Below are 18,827 nucleotides of genomic sequence, written 5' to 3' on the forward strand. Positions count from 1 at the left end.
TCAGCCCTTCATCACGTTGACGTCTTCGACGTCGATGGAACCCTTGTTGCGGAAGAAGGTGACCAGGATCGCAAGCCCGATCGCCGCCTCGGCCGCCGCCACCGTCAGGACCAGCATCGTGAAGATCTGCCCCGTCAGGTCGCCCAAGTAGCTGGAGAAGGCGACGAAGTTGATGTTCACCGCCAGCAGCATCAGCTCGATCGACATCAGGATGACGATCACGTTCTTCCGGTTCAGGAAGATGCCGAAGATGCCGACGACGAAAAGCGCCGCCGCCACCGTAAGGTAATGTTCCAGTCCCACCATTGTCGTCCCTCCGGGCGCGCGTGCGGCCCTATTTCCTTTTCTTCCCGAGCAGGAGCGGCAGCGGGATCGCGCAGGCAAAGGCCACGGCGATCCAGCTTGCCAGATCCATCAGAGGCCCTGCCCCGGCTTCACGTCTTTCATTTCCATCGTCTTGGCCGGATCGCGCCACATCTGGTGCAGCACGTTCTGGCGCTTCACATCCGTCCGGTGGCGCAGCGTCAGCACGATCGCCCCGATCATCGCGACCAGCAGCACCAGACCCGACAGCTGGAAGACCAGCAGGTAACGGTCATACATCAACAGGCCCAGCGCGCGCGTGTTGTCGATCTGCGCCATGTCCGGCGTCACCGACTGGCGCAGCCCCATCGCCCCTTCGGCCTGAACCCAAGCGCCAAGACCCAGCGACAGCTGCATCAGCAGGATCACCCCGACCAACAGGCCCAGCGGCATGTATTTCGCCATCTCGCCCTTCAATTCGGCAAAGTCGATGTCCAGCATCATGACGACGAAAAGGAACAGAACCGCGACGGCGCCGACATAGACGATGATCAGCAGCATCGCGACGAATTCCGCCCCCAGAAGGACGAACAGCCCGGCCGAGGAAAGAAAGGCCAGGATCAGCCACAGCACCGAATGGACAGGGTTGCGCGACATCGTCACCAGCACACCCGCCACCACGGTCACGATCGCAAAGGCATAGAATGCCAGATCAGCGACGGTCATTCGCTTTTCTCCTCGGTTTCGCTGAAGACCTTCTGGGCGATTTCCAGGGCCTTCTGCATGGCGGGAAGCCCGCCGAACATGCTCATCTGGTAGATCACCTCGGCGATCTCCTTCTTCTTTGCGCCCGCCTCAAGCGCGTGGCGGATCGTCAGCCGCATCTGCGGCTCCGCCTGCGCACCCAGAACGGTCAGCGCCGCAACGGTGACCAGAAGCCGCGTCTTGGCATCCAGTCCGTCGCGGTTGAACGTCTTGCCGAACCACATCTCCATCATGTCCTTGGACATGGTGGGAAACAGGGTGTCGAAGCCCTTCACCTGGAAATTCTCCAACGCAGGGTTGAACGCGCGGGCCATCTCGTGGCCCTGCTCGATCATCGCCTTGAACATCCGGGTGAGGTCATCGCTCATCTGTAGGGTGCATCCAGTTCGAGGTTGCGGGCAATCTCGGCTTCCCAACGCGCGCCGTTCTCAAGCAGCTTTTCCTTGTCATAGAAAAGCTCTTCGCGCGTCTCGGTCGAGAATTCGAAGTTCGGGCCTTCGACGATCGCGTCCACCGGGCAGGCTTCCTGGCAGAAACCGCAATAGATGCATTTCGTCATGTCGATATCGTAACGCGTGGTGCGGCGGCTGCCATCCTCGCGCGGTTCGGCGTCGATGGTGATCGCCTGTGCGGGGCAGATCGCCTCGCACAGTTTGCAGGCGATGCAGCGCTCCTCGCCGTTCGGATAGCGGCGCAGCGCGTGTTCGCCGCGGAAACGGGGCGACAGCGGCCCCTTTTCGTGCGGGTAGTTCACGGTTTCCTTCGGCGCGAAGAAGTATTTCATACCAAGGCCGAAGCCCTTGATGAAATCGACCATCAGGAAATACTTGGTCGCGCGGCCCCAGTCGATGCTCTGCGCCATGATCAGCCTCCGATCGCCCAGCGGGCCCAGAAGCCGCCGAACAGTTCAAACTTTGCAAGGAACGCGACCAGAACGACCCAGCCGATGGACAGCGGAAGGAAGACCTTCCAGCCGATCCGCATGAGCTGGTCGTAGCGGTAACGCGGCACGATCGCCTTCACCATCGCGAACAGGAAGAAGAAGAACGCCATCTTCAGCACCATCCAGAACGCGCCGTCGGGCAGCCCCGGGATGGGCGAGAGCCAGCCGCCGAAGAACAGCAGCGACATCAGCGCGCACATCAGGAAGATCGCGATGTATTCGCCCGCCATGAACATCAGGAACGGGGTCGAGGAATATTCGACCTGGAAACCGGCCACGAGTTCCGATTCCGCTTCGGGAAGGTCGAACGGCGGGCGGTTGGTCTCCGCCAGCGCCGACACGAAGAACAGCACGACCATCGGCAGATGCGGCAGCCAATACCAGTTCAGCAGGCCAAGGTTTCCGTCCTGCGCCGCGACGATGGCGCTGAAGTTCATCGACCCGGTCGAGATGATGATGCCGATGATGATCAGACCGATCGACACCTCATACGAGATCATCTGCGCCGCCGAGCGCAGCGAGCCGAGGAAGGCGTATTTCGAGTTCGACGCCCAACCGCCCATGATCACGCCGTAAACTTCCAGCGAGGACATGGCGAAGACGTAAAGGATCGCGACGTTGATGTTCGACAGCACCCAGCCGTCCGAGAACGGGATCACCGCCCAGGCCAGCAGCGCCAAAACGAAAGACAGCATAGGCGCAAGGAAGAAGACCGGACGGTCCGCGCCCGCCGGCACCACGATTTCCTTGACCACGTATTTCAGCGCGTCGGCCACCGTTTGCAGGATGCCCCAAGGCCCCACCACGTTCGGGCCGCGCCGCAACTGGACCGCAGCCCAGATCTTGCGGTCGCCATAGACGAGGAACAGCAGGCTGATCATGACGAAAGCGATCACGCCCAGCGCCTGAAGCACTGTCAGCAGCGTGATGCCGAGCCCCGTTTGCAGAAAGTCACCCATGATGTTTCCTCAGCCCGTCCTTCATCATACCGTCGGTATCGACTGCGCCTTGCAGTCCGCGATTGCCTTGTCGGCCTCGATGATCCTGATCCCCCGCGGCATCTCTGCCGAAAGGGTGTAAATCGCATCGGCGTTGAATACGCCACCCCGTTCCGAAAGCTTCGTGCGCAGTTTGCGCGCAAAACCGTAACCCTTCACCTGCGCATATTGCGCGACCGCGCAATCGGTATAGGCGTCGATGTCCTCAGCCCCCCGCGCGCCCTTCATGGCGATGCGGATATTGACCAGTTCCTCGTCCATCATCCGGGTCTCGATCCCCAGATATTCGCGCGGCGCCTCCTCGGCCCCGGTTTGCGAGGGCTGGTGCGCCTCGCATCCCGCAAGGGCGAAAAGAGCCAGCGCGGCCATCCGCATCACTCCGCCGCCAAAGGCGCAGTGCGGCGCGCGGCATAGCCCGCCGACAGTTCCGCCATCAGCACCGAGGACCGCGCGATCGGATTGGACAGATAGAAGTCCTTCACCGCCAGGCGGAAATCGGCGTTCGCCGGCTCGCGCAAGTCCAGCGGCTGCCAATCGTTCACCGGAACCTCGTCGATACGGCCCAGATGCGGGACGGCGGCGACCAGTTTGCCGCGCAGTGCGCCAAGGCTGTCGAAGGGCAGCGTCGCGCCCAGTTCCGCCGAAAGCGCCCGCAGGATCGCCCAGTTCTCCTTGGCCTCGCCCGGTGCGAAACCGGCGCGCAGCGCCAGTTGCGGACGGCCTTCGGTGTTCACGAACAGCCCGTTTTCTTCGGTATAGGCCGCGCCCGGCAGAATGATGTCCGCCCGATGCGCACCGCGATCGCCGTGGCTGCCCTGATAGATGACGAAGGCACCCGGCGCGATTTCAACCTCATCCGCGCCGAGGTTGTAGATGACTTCCGCCCCCTCCAGCGCAGCTTTCAACCCGCCGTCGGTGACCGCGCCCACGTCCAGCGCACCCACGCGAGACGCAGCCGTGTGCAGCACCAGAAGCTTGCCACCCAAAGCCATCGCCTGCGACAGAACAGCCTCGCCGTCCGTTTCGTTCAGCGCGCCCTGCCCCACGATCACCAGCCCCGCGTCGAAGCCGTCACGCACCAGACGGGTCAGCGTGTCGCGCCCCGTGCCGAGGTGGGTGTAGTCATAGGTCAGATCCGTGGCCGCGCCGATCACGTTGACCGTCGCGCCCATGCTCCAGGCCTTGCGGATGCGGGCGTTCAGCACGGCCGCTTCGACCCGCGGATCGGTGCCGATCAGGGTGATGATCTTGGCGCTGTCGATATCCTCGATCGTGGCGTTGCCGACATAGGCGGAGCGGTTGCCCGCCGGAAGGCGCGCGCCGTCGGTGCGGGATTCGACGCGGCCGCCCAGACCTTCGACCAGCGTTTTCAGCGCGAACACAGCCTCGACGGGGGCCAGATCGCCGACCAGACCCGTGACCTTGCGGCCCTTCATCGCGGCGGCGGCGGCTTGCAGCGCCTCGCCCCAGCCAGCTTTGCGCAGCCGGCCGTTCTCGCGGATATAGGGCGTGTCCAAACGCTGGCGGCGCAACCCGTCCCAGACGAAGCGGGTCTTGTCGCTGATCCACTCCTCGTTCACGCCGTCATGGTTGCGCGGCAGAATGCGCATCACTTCGCGGCCCTTGGTGTCCACGCGGATCGACGAACCCAGAGCGTCCATCACGTCGATGGTTTCGGTCTTCGTCAGCTCCCACGGACGCGCGGTGAACGCATAGGGCTTCGAGGTCAGCGCACCGACCGGGCACAGGTCGATGATGTTGCCCTGCAGGTTCGAATCCAGCGTCTGGTTCAGATAGGAGGTGATCTCCGCATCCTCACCCCGGCCGGTCTGGCCCATCTGATGGATGCCCGCAACCTCGGTCGTGAAGCGGACGCAGCGCGTGCAGGAGATGCAGCGCGTCATCGCGGTCTTGACCAGCGGGCCCAGATCCAGATCCTCGGACGCGCGTTTCGGCTCGCGATAGCGGCTGAAATCGACGCCGTAAGCCATTGCCTGGTCTTGCAAATCGCACTCGCCGCCCTGATCGCAGATCGGGCAATCCAGCGGGTGGTTGATAAGCAGAAACTCCATCACCCCTTCGCGGGCCTTCTTCACCATGGGCGAATTGGTCTTCACCACCGGCGGTTGGCCTTCGGGGCCGGGCCGCAGGTCGCGCACCTGCATCGCGCAGGAGGCGGCGGGCTTCGGCGGGCCGCCCACGACTTCGACCAGACACATGCGGCAGTTGCCGGCGATGGTCAGCCGTTCGTGATAGCAGAAGCGCGGAATCTCGACCCCTGCGACTTCGGCTGCCTGGATGATCGTCATCGCGCCGTCGACTTCAAGCTCGATCCCGTCGATGATGATTTTCTTGAGGTTGCTCATCGCCTTACTCCGCCATCCCCGACAGGGGCGCCTTTTCGTAACAATTCATGCGCAGGCCCCCGCGAAAACCCATTCGGGGGATGCAAAGCGGCCCACCGCCGCCGGGTTCAGTGCCAACCCGCGCGAGGCGCAGGCCCGTGCCGCAAGGTCCTTCGCCGCCAGCCCCTGATCGTATCCGGGGCCGGTCACCGCGACCGTGGTCCCGACCAAAGGCGCCGCGCCCGAGGCGGTCAGCGCATGGCCGGTGCCCGGCGAGAAACGCGTGGGAAAGTCCAGCGTCTCGGGCACAGGCGCGGAAGCACAGGCGGCGACCGCCCCTGCCCCCATCACCGCCATGATGCCCGATGCACGCATGCCCTTACTCCGCCGCCATCGCGCCCATGCGCCCGGTGCGCTTGGCCTTGATGCGGTCTTCGATTTCTTCGCGATAGTGACGGATCAGCCCCTGGATCGGCCAAGCCGCCGCGTCGCCCAGCGCGCAGATCGTGTGGCCTTCGACCTGCTTGGTCACGGCCAGCAGCATGTCGATTTCCTCGGGCTCCGCCTCGCCGCGCACCAGACGGTCCATCACGCGCATCATCCAGCCGGTGCCCTCGCGGCACGGCGTGCACTGGCCGCAGCTTTCGTGCTTGAAGAACTTGGTCAGACGCCAGATCGCCTTGATGATGTCGGTGGACTGATCCATCACGATCATGCAGGCCGTGCCGAAGCTGGAGCGGTTCTCGCGCATCCAGTCGTAATCCATCAGCGCATCCTCGCACAGATGCGCGGGCAGCACGGGGCAGCTTGCGCCGCCGGGGATCACGGCCTTCAGGTTCTTCCAGCCGCCGCGCACGCCGCCGCCATGCTTCTCGATCAGCTCGCGCATCGGGATCGACATGGCTTCTTCGATGACGCAGGGCGTGTTCACATGGCCGGTCATCGCGAACAGCTTGACGCCCGTGTTGTTCGGACGCCCGAAGCTGGCATACCAATCAGCCCCGCGGCGCAGGATCGTCGGCACCACCGCGATGGATTCCACGTTGTTCACCGTGGTCGGGCAGCCGTAAAGACCCGAGCCCGCCGGGAACGGCGGCTTCATCCGCGGCATCCCCTTGCGACCTTCAAGGCTTTCCAGCAGCGCGGTTTCCTCGCCGCAGATATAGGCACCTGCACCGTGGTGGAGATAGACGTCGAACTCATAGCCCGAGCCGTCGGCGTTCTTGCCCAACAGACCCGCGTCATAGCATTCGTCGATGGCGGCCTGCAGGGCCTCCTTCTCGCGCACATATTCGCCGCGGATATAGATATATGCGGCCACCGCGCCCATCGCGAAACCGGCGATCAGGCAGCCTTCGATCAGCGTGTGCGGATCGTGGCGCATGATCTCGCGGTCCTTGCAGGTCGCGGGTTCGGATTCGTCGGCGTTGACCACCAGATAGGCCGGACGCCCGTCGGATTCCTTGGGCATGAAGGACCATTTGAGACCCGTCGGGAAGCCAGCGCCGCCGCGACCGCGCAGCCCCGAGGCCTTCACCTGATCAATGATCCACGAACGCCCGTTCGCCAGAATGCCGGCCGTGCCGTCCCAGTGGCCACGCTTGCGCGCACCAGCGAGGGAGCGGTCATGCATCCCGTAGAGGTTCGTGAAGATCCGGTCCTGATCCTTCAGCATCTTGTGCCCTCAATTCTCCCGGCGCTTGCGCCAGATCCGCCAGGTTGCGACCAGTGCCCAAACGAAGGCAGCAATCGCGATCATATCGAACAGGAAGGCGTAACGGGCTTCCCAGCCCAGACGCCCACCCAGCCATTGCGCCCCGATCCACAGGATCATGACCGCCGCGATGAACAATCCGAGGAACCGCGCCATGGCGGCATCCTTGCGTTCACCGGGGGTCGGGGCGCGGTTACTCACTCGCCACCCTTCCCGCGTTGGGTCGTCGTGTCGTCCTTGTCCGTGTCGGCCACCGGCTGCCCAGGCTCCGCCTTCGCGGTGCCGCCGGGGGCCGCGCCACCGGGGTTCACGTCGGCCGCGGGTTTGACCGGGGCTTCCTGCGTGGTCACGCCGGTTTCGTCCACCGGATGACCTGCGCCGGGACGCGGCTGTTCATGCGGGACGTCGGCCACTTCGGGTTGGCGCTGCCACGGGGTGCGCAGCGGCACCTCGGTCCCGTCGATGCGTTTCAGCACGTCCCCGATCTCGACCGCGAGGTGGACCGAGCCGTTATACTGGTTCCGGCCCTCGACATAATCCGTCAGGCTGGTCGGCCCGCCCTTCGGCTCGGACGCGTAACGCCCGTTCTGCGGCCCCGGCAGCGGCGCCTCGCCAGCGGCGAAACGGTCGATCAGATTGCGCAGAACCTCGGGGGTCAGGTCTTCGTAATAGTCCTTGCCCACCTGCATCATCGGCGCGTTCGTGCAGGAGCCGAGGCATTCGACCTCCTCCCACGAGAATTTGCCATCCGCCGACACCGTGTGAGGCTGGGCCGAAATCTTTTCCTTGCAGACCGCGATCAGCTCCTCGGCACCGCAGATCATGCAGGAGGTGGTGCCGCAGATCTGGATATGTGCCACTGAACCAACGGGTTGCAGCTGGAACATGAAGTAGAAGGTCGCCACTTCCAGCGCGCGGATGCGGGCCATGCCCAGCATGTCCGCGACGTGTTCGATGGCGGGACGGGACAGCCAGCCCTCCTGTTCCTGTGCGCGGAACAGAAGCGGGATGATGGCAGAGGCCTGACGCCCCTCGGGATATTTCGTGATCTGCCCTTCGGCCCATGCGAGGTTCGCTGGCGTGAAGGCGAAGCCTTCGGGCTGGATCGGATGCAGGCGGCGGAGCATTAGCGGTCAATCTCCCCGAACACGATGTCCATCGTGGCGATGATGGCCGAGACGTCGGCAAGTTGGTGCCCCTTGGCAAGGTAGTCCATCGCCTGAAGGTGCGGATAGCCCGGAGCGCGGATCTTTGCGCGATAGGGCTTGTTGGTCCCGTCAGCCACGAGATAGACGCCGAACTCACCTTTCGGCGCCTCGACAGCGGCATAGACTTCGCCCGCCGGGACGTGGAAGCCTTCGGTGTAAAGCTTGAAGTGATGGATCAGCGCTTCCATCGAGGTCTTCATCTCGCCCCGTTTCGGCGGGGTGATCTTGCCGCGTGCCAGCACGTCGCCCGGCTCGGCCCGCAGCTTGGCGCAGCATTGCTTGATGATCTTGGTCGACTCGCGCATCTCGGCCATGCGGCAAAGATAGCGGTCGTAGCAGTCGCCGTTCTTGCCGACCGGAATCTGGAAGTCGAACTCGTCATAGCATTCATAGGGCTGCGAGCGGCGCAGGTCCCACGCCATGCCCGAACCCCGCGCCATGACGCCGGAAAACGCCCAGTCCAGAACGTCCTGCTGCGACACGACGGCGATATCGACCGTGCGCTGCTTGAAGATGCGGTTCTCGGTCAGCAGTTCGTCGATATTGTCGACCAGCGTCGGGAATTTGTCGCACCAGGCGTCGATATCGTCGATCAGCTTGGTCGGCAGGTCCTGATGGACGCCACCGGGCCGGAAATAGGCGGCGTGCAGACGCGCCCCACAGGCCCGTTCATAGAACACCATCAGCTCTTCGCGCGCGGTGAAGCCCCACAGTGGCGGAGTCAGCGCGCCGACATCCATCGCGCCGGTCGTGATGTTCATCAGGTGGTTCAGCAGACGGCCGATTTCCGAGAACAAAACGCGGATCAGCTGTGCGCGGCGCGGCACGACCGTCCCCGTCAGCTTTTCGATCGCGAGACACCAGGAATGCTCCTGGTTCATCGGCGCCACGTAATCCAGCCGGTCGAAATAGGGCAGGTTCTGGAGATAGGTCCGGCTCTCCATCAGCTTTTCGGTGCCGCGGTGAAGCAGTCCGACATGCGGATCGCAGCGTTCCACGATCTCGCCGTCCAGCTCCAGAACAAGGCGAAGAACCCCGTGCGCTGCAGGGTGTTGCGGGCCGAAGTTGATGTTGAAGTTGCGGATCTTCTGTTCGCCCGCAAGACCGTCGTTGATGCCGCCGTCCATGCTCACGCCTTTTTCTCGTCGCCGGGAAGGATGTATTCGGCCCCTTCCCACGGGCTCATGAAATCGAACTGCCGGTATTCCTGCACCAGCTTCACCGGTTCATAGACGACGCGCTTCTGCGCCTCGTCATAGCGGACCTCGGTATAGCCGGTGGTCGGGAAATCCTTGCGAAGCGGATAGCCGCGGAAGCCGTAATCGGTCAACAGGCGACGCAGGTCCGGGTGCCCCGAGAACAGGATGCCGAACATGTCGAACACCTCCCGCTCGAACCAGTTGGCCGAGGGGTGAACGGCGACCAGCGACGAGATCATCTCGTCCTCGCGCAGGGCGACCTTCACGCGAATGCGCTGGTTCTGATACATCGACAAGAAGTGATACACGACCTCGAAACGCTGCGGGCGTTCCGGATGGTCCACCGCCGTGATGTCGATCAGGGTCGAGAAACGGCAGGTTGCGTCGTTCTTCAGGAAATCGACCAACGGCACGATCCCGGCCACGGTCGCATCCAGCGTCAGCTCGCCAAAGGCGATCTTCTGCCCGATGACGGCATCGGAACAGCGCGAGGCGATATGGGCGCCAAGTTCGGTCAGGGCTTCACTCATCACTCGCTCCTTACCGGGTCAGGGTGCCGGTGCGGCGGATCTTCCGCTGCAACTGAAGAATGCCGTAAAGCAGCGCCTCGGCCGTGGGCGGGCAGCCGGGAACATAGACGTCCACCGGAACCACGCGGTCGCAGCCCCGCACCACCGAATAGCTGTAGTGATAGTAGCCGCCGCCATTGGCGCAGCTGCCCATCGAGATGACATAACGCGGCTCGGGCATCTGGTCATAGACCTTGCGCAGCGCCGGGGCCATCTTGTTGGTCAGCGTGCCCGCGACGATCATCAGGTCCGACTGGCGCGGCGAGGCGCGCGGCGCGCTGCCGAAGCGTTCGATGTCGTAGCGCGGCATCGACATCTGGATCATCTCCACCGCGCAGCAGGCCAGACCGAAGGTCATCCAGTGCAGCGAGCCGGTGCGTGCCCAGTTGATGATGTCCTCGGTCGAGGTGAGCAGGAAGCCCTTGTCCTGAAGTTCGGCATTCAGCTTCTGCGTCGCGAATTCCGGGTCGGCACCTGCGCGGTTCGCCCCCGTCTGGACCCCGTTTCCGATCACGCCCATTCCAGCGCCCCCTTCTTCCATTCATAGATGAAGCCGACGGTCAGAACCCCGAGGAAGACCATCATCGACCAGAAGGCGACCATCGACAGATCGCCGAAGGCGACTGCCCACGGGAAAAGGAACGCGACCTCCAAGTCGAAGATGATGAAGAGGATGGAGACGAGATAGAACCGGACATCGAACTTCATCCGCGCGTCGTCGAAGGCGTTGAACCCGCATTCGTAGGCCGACACCTTCTCGGCATCCGGGTTGCGGACGGCCAGAACCACCGCCGCCAGCATCAGCACGAGGCCAAGCGCGACGATGATCACGAGGAAGATGATGATCGGGAAATACTCTCGGAGAAGATTGTCCACGAGTGGCTCCTTCGGCCAGCGGGCCTTCATTCGGCACGCGCGATAAGTTGCTGCGCACCATGTATCCCCTGCCCGTGCCATGGTCAATGAACGACTTGGACAAACCGCACCATTGACAATGCGAATTTTCGGTCGGCTGCAGTGCCTTTGAAATCGTTGAGGGAAAGCGAAGGAGGAGAGGCGGGACCGCAGGAAAAGACGCAGTCGTTCCGAAGGGCGATTCTGCGACGCGGCGAATCTGCCCGGACACCGTTTGCATACATCTGCATGCCGAACTTGCATAGATGAAAATGCACGCTGATACCGCGCATTTCGTGGATGATGAAATGGTGATGGCGGACAGAGAGGGATTCGAACCCTCGAGACGGTTCCCCGCCTACACACTTTCCAGGCGTGCGCCTTCGACCACTCGGCCACCTGTCCGTAGGCGGGTGTCTAACCTTATTCCCGTGGCAGCTTCAAGCCTGTATTTGGGGCTCATTCTGTGCAATTTGCAAATAAAACCGCCGCATCCGCCGTCACTCATCATCCTGCTTGATTTTCATTTTCCTTTGGGCATCCTTTTTTGCGTGACAACAGACGTTCTGACGCTTCCCTGATTCAAGGCAGCACGCGGAGGACCTGGCTGCACGTCCCGTGGCAATCTCGCAGCGGGGGGACTGATGAAGGAGAGACGGCATGCCGACGGGCACCGTAAAATGGTTTAACAGCACCAAAGGCTTCGGCTTCATTGCGCCGGACGATGGCGGCAAGGACGTGTTCGTCCACATCTCGGCTGTGGAACGCGCCGGGCTGAAAGGGCTGAACGACAACCAGAAGATCGGCTATGAATTGCAGTCGGGCCGCGATGGCCGCGCGTCGGCCGGCGATCTGCGCCTTCTCTGATCGAAGCCAAGACAACGAACGACCCGCCCTGCCCGGCGGGTCGTTCGCTTTTCAGACGCCCAGCTTGGCCTGCACGTCTGCGCCCCATCCCAGATAAAGCGCCTCGCCGTCGCGGATCACCGGCCGCTTCATCAATGTCGGCTGCGCGGCAAGCTGCGCCTCGGCGTCCGACGCCTTGAGCCAGTCGGACAGACCGCGCCAAGTGGTCGATTGGCGGTTCACGATCGCATCGCCGAACTCTGTCACGAATTCCGCGATCTCGGCCTCGGTCAGCGGCTCGGCGCGCACGTCGCGGAACGTGGCGCGTCCGTCCAGCGCCTTCAGCGCTTTCTTGCAGGTGTCGCAGGTGGAAATGCCGTAAAGGATCATGATGTCTCGATCAGCGAAAGGGTTGCAGGGTCGGGGCCATCATAGAAGTGCGAGAGCAGCCGTTCAAACACATCCCCGCCCCCTGCCGCTGCGAAAAGCGTGGCGGACGACCGCAGCTTCAAAGCATCTATGGACCCCATGATCCGGTCCGCCGGGCCGGAATGGGCCATCACCGCCGCCGCAGCCTCGGACAGCCGGGGGCCGAGCACGGGATGGGCGAGATAGGCGCGCGCCTCGGCCAGATCGGCGATGCCGTAGAAGCGCGCCCGCTCGCTGCGACCCAGCCCGCGAAGCTGCGGAAAGACAAACCACATCCAATGCGTCTCTTTCCGCCCTGCCTTCAACTCGGCCAGCGCGGTGGGCCAGACACCCTCCTGCGCGTCGGTGAAGCGCGTCAGCGACACGTGATCCGGCGCGACAGCAGCATCTCGCCCGTCACGCCGTCGGTCACGAGGCGCGTATCCTGCTCGACCCGGGCATGGGCAAGCGTGCCATCCGCCGCGCAGAACGGTTGAATGATCCGCGCAGCCTCGGCCGCCGAGATGAAGCCGGGCACGGTGTTCACGGTATAGGAGCCGCCGCCGACACCAACGTAAGCGACGTAGGGTTCCATGTAATGCGGAACCATGATCGTGGACGGCACCTGCGCAAGTGCCGGGGTGGCAAGGATGGAAAGTGCAACTGCGCGAAACATCGAGAACCTCCGTTGGGGACGTTCAGGACGTAGCGCGCATGCAGCTTATGCCCAGACCGCCTCGAACTCGCGCCACTCGCCCTTGCTCATGCCGGAGTTTTCCTGCGTCACGACCTCGCCCGCGATGCGGCGCTTCACGCATTCGATGGCCTTCGCCGACAGCGTGACGCCGCCCATCCGGTAATCCTCGAACGCGCCGTAAGCCAGCGGCACCCAATCTTTGACGCAGGCGGCGATCGCCTCGGCATAGACGCGGATCTCGTATTGCGCGTGGGAATCCGCACGCAGGCGCAGGAAGTGGAACAGGTTGTGCAGGTCCGTCTTCCAATACCATTGCGTATAGATGTTGGCGGGCAGGTTCATCCGCGCCAGTTCGCGCGCAAGACCCTGCTGCCCTTCTTGGCTCAGCATCGATTCGTAGCTGTCATAGGACCGCCCGGCATCGGACTTCAGCAGCTCCAGCACGCGGGCGGCTTCCTCGCCCTCCAGCACGTCGCCGCGGCCTTGGTTGTTGATGCGGCTTTGCGCGGCCAATTGCTCCGGCGCGGGGATATAGAACTCCCGGTCGAGGATCGAATAGCGCGCCGAATATTCGTTCACGTTCGCCATCCGGTGCCGAATCCACTGCCGCGCAACGAAGACCGGTAGTTTCACATGCAGCTTGATCTCGCACATCTCGAACGGGCTGGAATGCCAGTGGCGCATGAGATAGCGGATCAGCCCCTCGTCGTTCGACACATGCTTGGTGCCCGCGCCATAGCTGACCCGCGCGGCCTGCACGATGGCGGAATCGTCGCCCATATAGTCGACAACGCGGATGAAGCCGTGGTCCAGCACCTGATGCGCCTTGTAAAGATGCGCCTCCATCCCCTCGGCCACCGCGCGGAGGGTCTGGCGCGGGGTGCTGCGCTGCGCTTCGATCTCGGCAAGCTGCTCGGGCGAAAGGGGCATGGCGTGGTCCGTTCTGGTGGTGGGAATCCCCGTTTAGCGTGTTAGCTTCCCCAGCGAAACGGCGAAAGGAACCGAAAATGAGATACCTCCACACAATGGTCCGCGTGAAAGACCTCGACGCCAGCATCGCCTTTTTCCGGCTTCTGGGGCTGGAAGAAATCCGCCGCCGCGACAGCGAGGGCGGTCGGTTCACACTGGTCTTCATGGCCGCGCCGGGTCAGCACGAGACGCCGGTGGAGCTGACCTACAACTGGGACGGCGATGACGGGCTGCCCTCGGACAGCCGCCATTTCGGCCATCTGGCCTATGAATGCGACGACATCTATGCACTTTGCGCCCATCTGCAGGCCAATGGCGTGACGATCAATCGCCCGCCGCGCGACGGGCACATGGCCTTCGTGCGCAGCCCCGACAACATCTCGATCGAACTGCTACAGAAAGGCGGCTCGCTTGCCCCCGCCGAGCCGTGGCAGTCGATGGAAAACACCGGTCACTGGTGACGCCAGCGCGACAGGATGTCGCCGCCCACCGTCTGCACCTGTTGCAGGCGGAAGCGGGGCGCTTCGGCCAGATGCGCCAATGCCAACGGCGCGATGGCCGGAACGCCGTCGCCGCCGATGATCTTCCCCGCCGAGAAGACCGCAAGCTCGTCCACCAGATCGTCGCGCAGAAGCGCCGCGGCAATGGTCGCGCCGCCTTCGCTCAGCACGCGCGTGACCCCTTCGGCGGCAAGGCCGTGCAGCGCGTCGCGCAGGGGCACCTGCGTCTCGCCCAATTCGAACAGCCTTGCGCCCGCCTCGCGCCACGCATTGCGGGCGGCGGCAGGCGCGGTCGATGCGTGAAAGATCCAGACCGGGTTCTGTGCCGCCGTCAGTCCCAGCCGACTTTGCGGCGAATGGCGCAGGTTGCTGTCCAGAAGCACCCGCAGCGGCTGGCCCGGCGCGCCTAGATTGCGCACCGTCAGGTCGGGATCGTCGGCCAGCGCCGTCCCTGCTCCCACCATCACCGCATCATGGGTCAGCCGCATCGCGTGGACCGCACGCCGCGCCTCCTGCCCCGTGATCCAGCGACTCTCGCCCGAGGCGGTGGCGATGCGCCCGTCCAGCGTCGTTGCCAGCTTCAGCGTGACCAGCGGCAGGCCCCGCGTCATGCGTTTCAGGAAACCAGCGTTCAACTCGCGCGCGGCGTCGCCCAGAACGCCCTCGGTCACCTCGATCCCGGCATCGCGCAGGATGGCGTGGCCCTTGCCCGCCACGCGCGGGTCGGGATCGGTCGCGGCGCTGACGACCCGCGCCACGCCCGCCGCGACGAGTGCGTTGGCACAAGGGGGCGTCTTGCCATAATGGGCGCAAGGTTCAAGCGTGACATAGGCGGTCGCCCCGCGCGCCAGATCGCCCGCTTGCGCCAACGCCCGCACCTCGCCATGCGGACGCCCGCCCGGCTGGGTCCAGCCGCGCCCGACCACTCTGCCCCCGGCCACGATCACGCAGCCGACGGTCGGGTTGGGCCAGACATTCCCAAGACCGCGCCAGGCAAGGCCCAGCGCGTGACGCATGTGGATTTCGTCGCTCACTCTTCCGCTATGGTGCTGGGGCGCAGTTCGGCCACGAACTTGTCAAAGTCCCCTGCCGCCTGAAAGTTCTTGTAAACGCTGGCGAAGCGGACATATCCGACCGTGTCGATCCGGGCGAGGCTTTCCATCACGATCTCACCGATCACCTTCGACGGGATGTCGGTATCGCCCAGCGATTCCAGCCGCCGCACGATGCCGGAGATCATCTGGTCGATCCGTTCGGGCTCCACCGGGCGTTTCTGCATCGCGATGCGGATCGACCGCTCCAGCTTGCTGCGGTCGAAATCCTCGCGCTTGCCGCTGGATTTGATGACGACCAGATCGCGCAGCTGCACCCGCTCATAAGTGGTGAAGCGCCCGCCGCAGGCCGGGCAGAAGCGACGGCGGCGGATGGATACGTGATCCTCGGCCGGGCGGCTGTCCTTTACCTGCGTGTCGATATTTCCGCAAAACGGGCAGCGCATCGGCCGTCTCCTGAACTGTCCCAATCAGATACAGGGGTTGTCCCCGCTGTTATCCACAGACCTTAGGCACAAAGCGCAGGTCTGGGCCAGCGTCAAAACGCACCCACCGCATGTTGATCGGGATTGTGGCGTCAGGGACTCAGATGCGCAACCACTTCGCGGCGGTGCGGGGCGCGGCGATGTTCGAAGACATAGATGCCCTGCCAGCGGCCTAGCGCCAACTTGCCACCCATGACCGGGATCGACAGGCTGACCGGAAGCAGCGCCGCCTTGATATGGGCCGGCATGTCATCTGGCCCCTCGTAAGTATGCGTCAGATAGGACATCGCCGGATGGTCCGAGGGCGGCGCAAGCCTGTCGAAAAACGCCCCCAGGTCAGTCTGCACCTCGGGGTCGGCATTCTCCTGTATCAACAGCGAGGCGGACGTGTGGCGGATGAACAGCGTCAACAGCCCGTCGCCCCGCACCCAATCCGCGACCTCGCGCGTGAACTCGTAAAGCCCGGCGCCCGAGGTCTGGATGGTGAAGACCCGCGTCACCAGTCGGGACGCATCGTCTTTTCGCAGAAGCTTTCGGCGAATGCGGCGGACAGATCGCCGCTGTCGGGAAAGACCGCCATGCCGGAATAGCCGACCGCGTTTTCGGGCGACAACGAAAAAGTCATCCCCTCGCCCCGCGCCAACGGACGCGGCGACACGCGATAGATGCGTGTGGACGGCGGTGCCGAAAGTGCGCGCTGCACGAACTCGCCAGCTGCGCACCAGTATTCGCGCGCGGCCGAGCCGGGTTTGTATTCGACTGTGAACGAAGATGCGTCCCCGTTCACGTCATACCCGCTGCGAACGGAATAGGCGTTGGCCGGGACCGCCGCGAGGGCAAGAATGATCGCCAAGCGTTTCATTGGTCCAGGAAACTCCGCAATTTGCGCGACCGGCTCGGGTGCTTCAGCTTGCGCAGCGCCTTTGCCTCGATCTGACGGATACGTTCGCGCGTGACGCTGAACTGCTGACCGACCTCTTCCAGCGTGTGATCGGTGTTCATGCCGATGCCGAAACGCATCCGCAGAACCCGCTCCTCGCGCGGGGTGAGGCTGGCCAGAACGCGGGTCGTGGTTTCCTTCAGGTTTTCCTGAATGGCGGAATCCAGCGGCAGGATCGCGTTCTTGTCCTCGATGAAGTCGCCAAGCTGGCTGTCTTCCTCGTCGCCGATCGGCGTTTCCAGCGAAATCGGCTCCTTGGCGATCTTCATCACCTTGCGGACCTTCTCCAGCGGCATCTGGAGCTTTTCGGCCAGTTCTTCCGGCGTCGGCTCGCGGCCGATCTCGTGCAGCATCTGGCGGCCGGTGCGGACCAGCTTGTTGATCGTCTCGATCATGTGGACCGGGATACGGATGGTCCGCGCCTGATCCGCGATGGAACGGGTGATCGCCTGACGAATCCACCACGTCGCATAGGTCGAGAACTTGTAGCCGCGACGATACTCGAATTTGTCCACGGCCTTCATCAGGCCGATGTTGCCTTCCTGGATCAGATCGAGGAACTGCAGACCGCGGTTCGTGTATTTCTTGGCGATCGAGATCACCAGACGCAGGTTCGCCTCGACCATTTCCTTCTTGGCCTGACGGGCTTCCTTTTCGCCCTTCTGGACCTGCTGGACGATGCGGCGAAACTCCGAGATGTCCACGCCGACATAGGAGCCGACCTGGCTCATCTCGTTGCGCAGATCCTCGACCTTGTCGCGCGACTTCTCCATCAGCGCCTGCCAGCCGCGGCCCGATTTCGCCGCCATCCGGTCGGCCCAGGTCGGGTCCAGCTCGTAGCCCTGATATTCGTCGATGAATTCGCGGCGGTTGATCCGCGCGGCATCCGCCAGTTTCACCATGCCCGAGTTGATCGACATGATCTTGCGGTTGATGCCGTAAAGCTGGTCGATCAGCGCCTCGATCCGGTTGTTGTGCAGGTGAAGCCCGTTCACCAGCACGACGATTTCCGACCGCAGCTTCTGATAGGCCGCTTCCTCGCCCGCCGAGAACCCCTTTTCGGCATTCATCGTCGCCGACATGCGCAGGTCCTGCATGTCCGCCAGCGTGGCATAGTCGCGCGCGATCACCTCCAGCGTTTCCAGAACGCGGGGTTTCAGCGCGGCTTCCATCGCCGCCAGCGACATGGCGGATGCCTCGTCGTCATCCTCGTCATCGTCGTTGCGCGACAGCGGGTTGCCGTCGGCATCCAGTTCCGGCTCGTCCGAGGTCTGGCGGCGCGGCGCGTCCGAAGACACCTCCACCCCCTCCAGATCGGCGCCTTCCATCTCGTCGTCGCCTTCGAGGTTGCGCCCGAAGGTCGCCTCAAGGTCGATCACGTCGCGCAGCAGGATCTCTTCGTTCAGAAGCTCGTCCCGCCAGATGGTGATGGCCTGAAAGGTCAGCGGGCTTTCGCACAGGCCGGCGATCATCGTGTTGCGGCCTGCCTCGATCCGCTTGGCGATGGCGATCTCGCCCTCGCGCGACAGCAGTTCGACCGAGCCCATCTCGCGCAGATACATCCGCACCGGATCGTCCGTGCGGTCCAGCGTCTCCGACGTCGTCCCGGCAACGGCGATCTCGCGCGAGTTCGACGTCTCGACCAGTTCGCCCGCGCCTTCTTCCTCGCCCTCGCCCTCGTCGCGCACCTCGATGCCCATTTCGGACAGCATGGCCATCACGTCCTCGATCTGGTCGGACGAGACCTGTTCGGGCGGCAGCACGGTATTGAGCTGTTCGTAGGTGATGTAGCCACGTTCCCGCGCGTCGGCGATCATCCGTTTGACGGCAGCCTGGCTCATGTCCAGCGAGGTATCGGCGTCCTGATCCTCGGGCTTGCCGTCGTCGGTGTCTTTGACTGCCATGGGTGCTCCTAAACGCGAATGACCTCGGCGAGCGCGAATCGCCGGGGTCGGTTTATCGAATCAATAGCGCGAATCACAGAAGGTGAAA

Annotated in this window: 26 protein-coding genes and 1 tRNA gene; 2 read left to right on the forward strand and 25 right to left on the reverse strand. The window is 63.6% G+C overall.

Annotation, left to right across the window (positions count from 1 at the left end; genetic code table 11):
* From nuoK to E2K76_RS12485, 16 genes are all read right to left on the reverse strand, one after another.
* The gene (gene nuoK / locus E2K76_RS12410; RefSeq protein WP_136684632.1) at window positions 1-306 is read right to left on the reverse strand and encodes an NADH-quinone oxidoreductase subunit NuoK; all 306 of its coding nucleotides are present in this window, start codon (window positions 304-306) and stop codon (window positions 1-3) included.
* Window positions 307-414: 108 nt separating this feature from the next.
* Complete coding sequence (locus E2K76_RS12415) at window positions 415-1,029, reverse strand: NADH-quinone oxidoreductase subunit J (protein ID WP_136684633.1); 615 nt, start codon at window positions 1,027-1,029, stop codon at window positions 415-417.
* Complete coding sequence (locus E2K76_RS12420) at window positions 1,026-1,436, reverse strand: carboxymuconolactone decarboxylase family protein (protein ID WP_136684634.1); 411 nt, start codon at window positions 1,434-1,436, stop codon at window positions 1,026-1,028. Before E2K76_RS12420 ends, E2K76_RS12415 begins: the two co-directional genes overlap by 4 nt.
* Window positions 1,433-1,930: an NADH-quinone oxidoreductase subunit NuoI gene (nuoI, locus tag E2K76_RS12425; protein ID WP_136684635.1), complete on the reverse strand. Its 498-nt coding sequence runs from the start codon at window positions 1,928-1,930 to the stop codon at window positions 1,433-1,435. The genes E2K76_RS12420 and nuoI overlap by 4 nt, the downstream gene beginning before the upstream one ends.
* A 2-nt stretch (window positions 1,931-1,932) precedes the next feature.
* Entirely contained in the window at window positions 1,933-2,970 is a 1,038-nt protein-coding gene (nuoH, locus tag E2K76_RS12430; RefSeq protein ID WP_136684636.1) for an NADH-quinone oxidoreductase subunit NuoH, read from the reverse strand.
* Between the two features lie 24 nt (window positions 2,971-2,994).
* Entirely contained in the window at window positions 2,995-3,378 is a 384-nt protein-coding gene (locus E2K76_RS12435) for a hypothetical protein (protein WP_136684637.1), read from the reverse strand.
* A gap of 5 nt (window positions 3,379-3,383) precedes the next feature.
* A complete protein-coding gene (gene nuoG, locus E2K76_RS12440; RefSeq protein WP_136684638.1) occupies window positions 3,384-5,375 on the reverse strand; it encodes an NADH-quinone oxidoreductase subunit NuoG in 1,992 nt (663 codons plus the stop codon).
* A gap of 45 nt (window positions 5,376-5,420) precedes the next feature.
* On the reverse strand, window positions 5,421-5,729 hold the full coding sequence (locus E2K76_RS12445) for a hypothetical protein (RefSeq protein WP_136684639.1): 309 nt from the start codon (window positions 5,727-5,729) through the stop codon (window positions 5,421-5,423).
* A 4-nt stretch (window positions 5,730-5,733) separates the two neighbouring features.
* Entirely contained in the window at window positions 5,734-7,029 is a 1,296-nt protein-coding gene (nuoF, locus tag E2K76_RS12450) for an NADH-quinone oxidoreductase subunit NuoF (protein ID WP_136684640.1), read from the reverse strand.
* A 9-nt stretch (window positions 7,030-7,038) separates the two neighbouring features.
* On the reverse strand, window positions 7,039-7,269 hold the full coding sequence (locus E2K76_RS12455) for a DUF5337 domain-containing protein (RefSeq protein WP_281280735.1): 231 nt from the start codon (window positions 7,267-7,269) through the stop codon (window positions 7,039-7,041).
* Window positions 7,266-8,195: an NADH-quinone oxidoreductase subunit NuoE gene (nuoE, locus tag E2K76_RS12460; RefSeq protein WP_136684641.1), complete on the reverse strand. Its 930-nt coding sequence runs from the start codon at window positions 8,193-8,195 to the stop codon at window positions 7,266-7,268. Before nuoE ends, E2K76_RS12455 begins: the two co-directional genes overlap by 4 nt.
* A complete protein-coding gene (locus tag E2K76_RS12465) occupies window positions 8,195-9,403 on the reverse strand; it encodes an NADH-quinone oxidoreductase subunit D (RefSeq protein ID WP_136684642.1) in 1,209 nt (402 codons plus the stop codon). Before E2K76_RS12465 ends, nuoE begins: the two co-directional genes overlap by 1 nt.
* 2 nt (window positions 9,404-9,405) lie before the next feature.
* On the reverse strand, window positions 9,406-10,005 hold the full coding sequence (locus tag E2K76_RS12470; protein ID WP_136684643.1) for an NADH-quinone oxidoreductase subunit C: 600 nt from the start codon (window positions 10,003-10,005) through the stop codon (window positions 9,406-9,408).
* A 10-nt stretch (window positions 10,006-10,015) separates the two neighbouring features.
* The gene (locus E2K76_RS12475; RefSeq protein WP_136684644.1) at window positions 10,016-10,564 is read right to left on the reverse strand and encodes a NuoB/complex I 20 kDa subunit family protein; all 549 of its coding nucleotides are present in this window, start codon (window positions 10,562-10,564) and stop codon (window positions 10,016-10,018) included.
* Entirely contained in the window at window positions 10,555-10,920 is a 366-nt protein-coding gene (locus tag E2K76_RS12480; RefSeq protein WP_136684645.1) for an NADH-quinone oxidoreductase subunit A, read from the reverse strand. Before E2K76_RS12480 ends, E2K76_RS12475 begins: the two co-directional genes overlap by 10 nt.
* Window positions 10,921-11,253: 333 nt before the next feature.
* Window positions 11,254-11,343 (reverse strand) — tRNA-Ser (locus tag E2K76_RS12485).
* Window positions 11,344-11,598: 255 nt separating this feature from the next.
* On the opposite strand from E2K76_RS12485, the gene E2K76_RS12490 reads away from it, so the two are divergent.
* Window positions 11,599-11,805, forward strand: coding sequence for a cold-shock protein (locus E2K76_RS12490; protein ID WP_136684646.1), 207 nt, complete (start codon window positions 11,599-11,601; stop codon window positions 11,803-11,805).
* 51 nt (window positions 11,806-11,856) lie between these two features.
* Here E2K76_RS12490 and E2K76_RS12495 read toward each other — a convergent pair whose 3' ends face one another.
* The 4 genes from E2K76_RS12495 to thyX are packed head-to-tail and all read right to left on the reverse strand — an operon-like array spanning window position 11,857 to window position 13,819.
* Complete coding sequence (locus E2K76_RS12495; protein ID WP_136684647.1) at window positions 11,857-12,174, reverse strand: arsenate reductase family protein; 318 nt, start codon at window positions 12,172-12,174, stop codon at window positions 11,857-11,859.
* Window positions 12,171-12,578 (reverse strand): DUF1810 domain-containing protein, encoded by a 408-nt coding sequence (locus E2K76_RS12500; protein WP_136684648.1) that lies wholly within the window; start codon window positions 12,576-12,578, stop codon window positions 12,171-12,173. Before E2K76_RS12500 ends, E2K76_RS12495 begins: the two co-directional genes overlap by 4 nt.
* Window positions 12,569-12,868 carry a hypothetical protein gene (locus E2K76_RS12505; RefSeq protein WP_136684649.1) on the reverse strand — a complete coding sequence of 100 codons (300 nt, stop codon included), beginning with the start codon at window positions 12,866-12,868 and terminating at the stop codon, window positions 12,569-12,571. Before E2K76_RS12505 ends, E2K76_RS12500 begins: the two co-directional genes overlap by 10 nt.
* Before the next feature lie 45 nt (window positions 12,869-12,913).
* A complete protein-coding gene (gene thyX / locus E2K76_RS12510) occupies window positions 12,914-13,819 on the reverse strand; it encodes an FAD-dependent thymidylate synthase (protein WP_136684650.1) in 906 nt (301 codons plus the stop codon).
* A gap of 77 nt (window positions 13,820-13,896) precedes the next feature.
* On the opposite strand from thyX, the gene E2K76_RS12515 reads away from it, so the two are divergent.
* The gene (locus tag E2K76_RS12515; RefSeq protein ID WP_136684651.1) at window positions 13,897-14,319 is read left to right on the forward strand and encodes a VOC family protein; all 423 of its coding nucleotides are present in this window, start codon (window positions 13,897-13,899) and stop codon (window positions 14,317-14,319) included.
* On the opposite strand, the gene ribD is transcribed toward E2K76_RS12515, so the two are convergent.
* From ribD to rpoD, 5 genes are all read right to left on the reverse strand, one after another.
* Window positions 14,310-15,392 carry a bifunctional diaminohydroxyphosphoribosylaminopyrimidine deaminase/5-amino-6-(5-phosphoribosylamino)uracil reductase RibD gene (ribD, locus tag E2K76_RS12520; RefSeq protein ID WP_342773637.1) on the reverse strand — a complete coding sequence of 361 codons (1,083 nt, stop codon included), beginning with the start codon at window positions 15,390-15,392 and terminating at the stop codon, window positions 14,310-14,312. The two genes, E2K76_RS12515 and ribD, sit on opposite strands and share 10 nt — an antisense overlap.
* The gene (gene nrdR, locus E2K76_RS12525; protein WP_136684652.1) at window positions 15,389-15,856 is read right to left on the reverse strand and encodes a transcriptional regulator NrdR; all 468 of its coding nucleotides are present in this window, start codon (window positions 15,854-15,856) and stop codon (window positions 15,389-15,391) included. Before nrdR ends, ribD begins: the two co-directional genes overlap by 4 nt.
* A gap of 131 nt (window positions 15,857-15,987) precedes the next feature.
* Complete coding sequence (locus E2K76_RS12530) at window positions 15,988-16,395, reverse strand: secondary thiamine-phosphate synthase enzyme YjbQ (protein ID WP_136684653.1); 408 nt, start codon at window positions 16,393-16,395, stop codon at window positions 15,988-15,990.
* On the reverse strand, window positions 16,392-16,757 hold the full coding sequence (locus E2K76_RS12535) for a hypothetical protein (protein WP_136684654.1): 366 nt from the start codon (window positions 16,755-16,757) through the stop codon (window positions 16,392-16,394). Before E2K76_RS12535 ends, E2K76_RS12530 begins: the two co-directional genes overlap by 4 nt.
* Window positions 16,754-18,739 carry an RNA polymerase sigma factor RpoD gene (gene rpoD / locus E2K76_RS12540; protein WP_136684655.1) on the reverse strand — a complete coding sequence of 662 codons (1,986 nt, stop codon included), beginning with the start codon at window positions 18,737-18,739 and terminating at the stop codon, window positions 16,754-16,756. Before rpoD ends, E2K76_RS12535 begins: the two co-directional genes overlap by 4 nt.
* Window positions 18,740-18,827 lie beyond the last annotated feature (88 nt).

Origin of the sequence: Falsirhodobacter xinxiangensis, from assembly GCF_004959935.1 — a bacterium.
Classification (GTDB): domain Bacteria; phylum Pseudomonadota; class Alphaproteobacteria; order Rhodobacterales; family Rhodobacteraceae; genus Falsirhodobacter; species Falsirhodobacter xinxiangensis.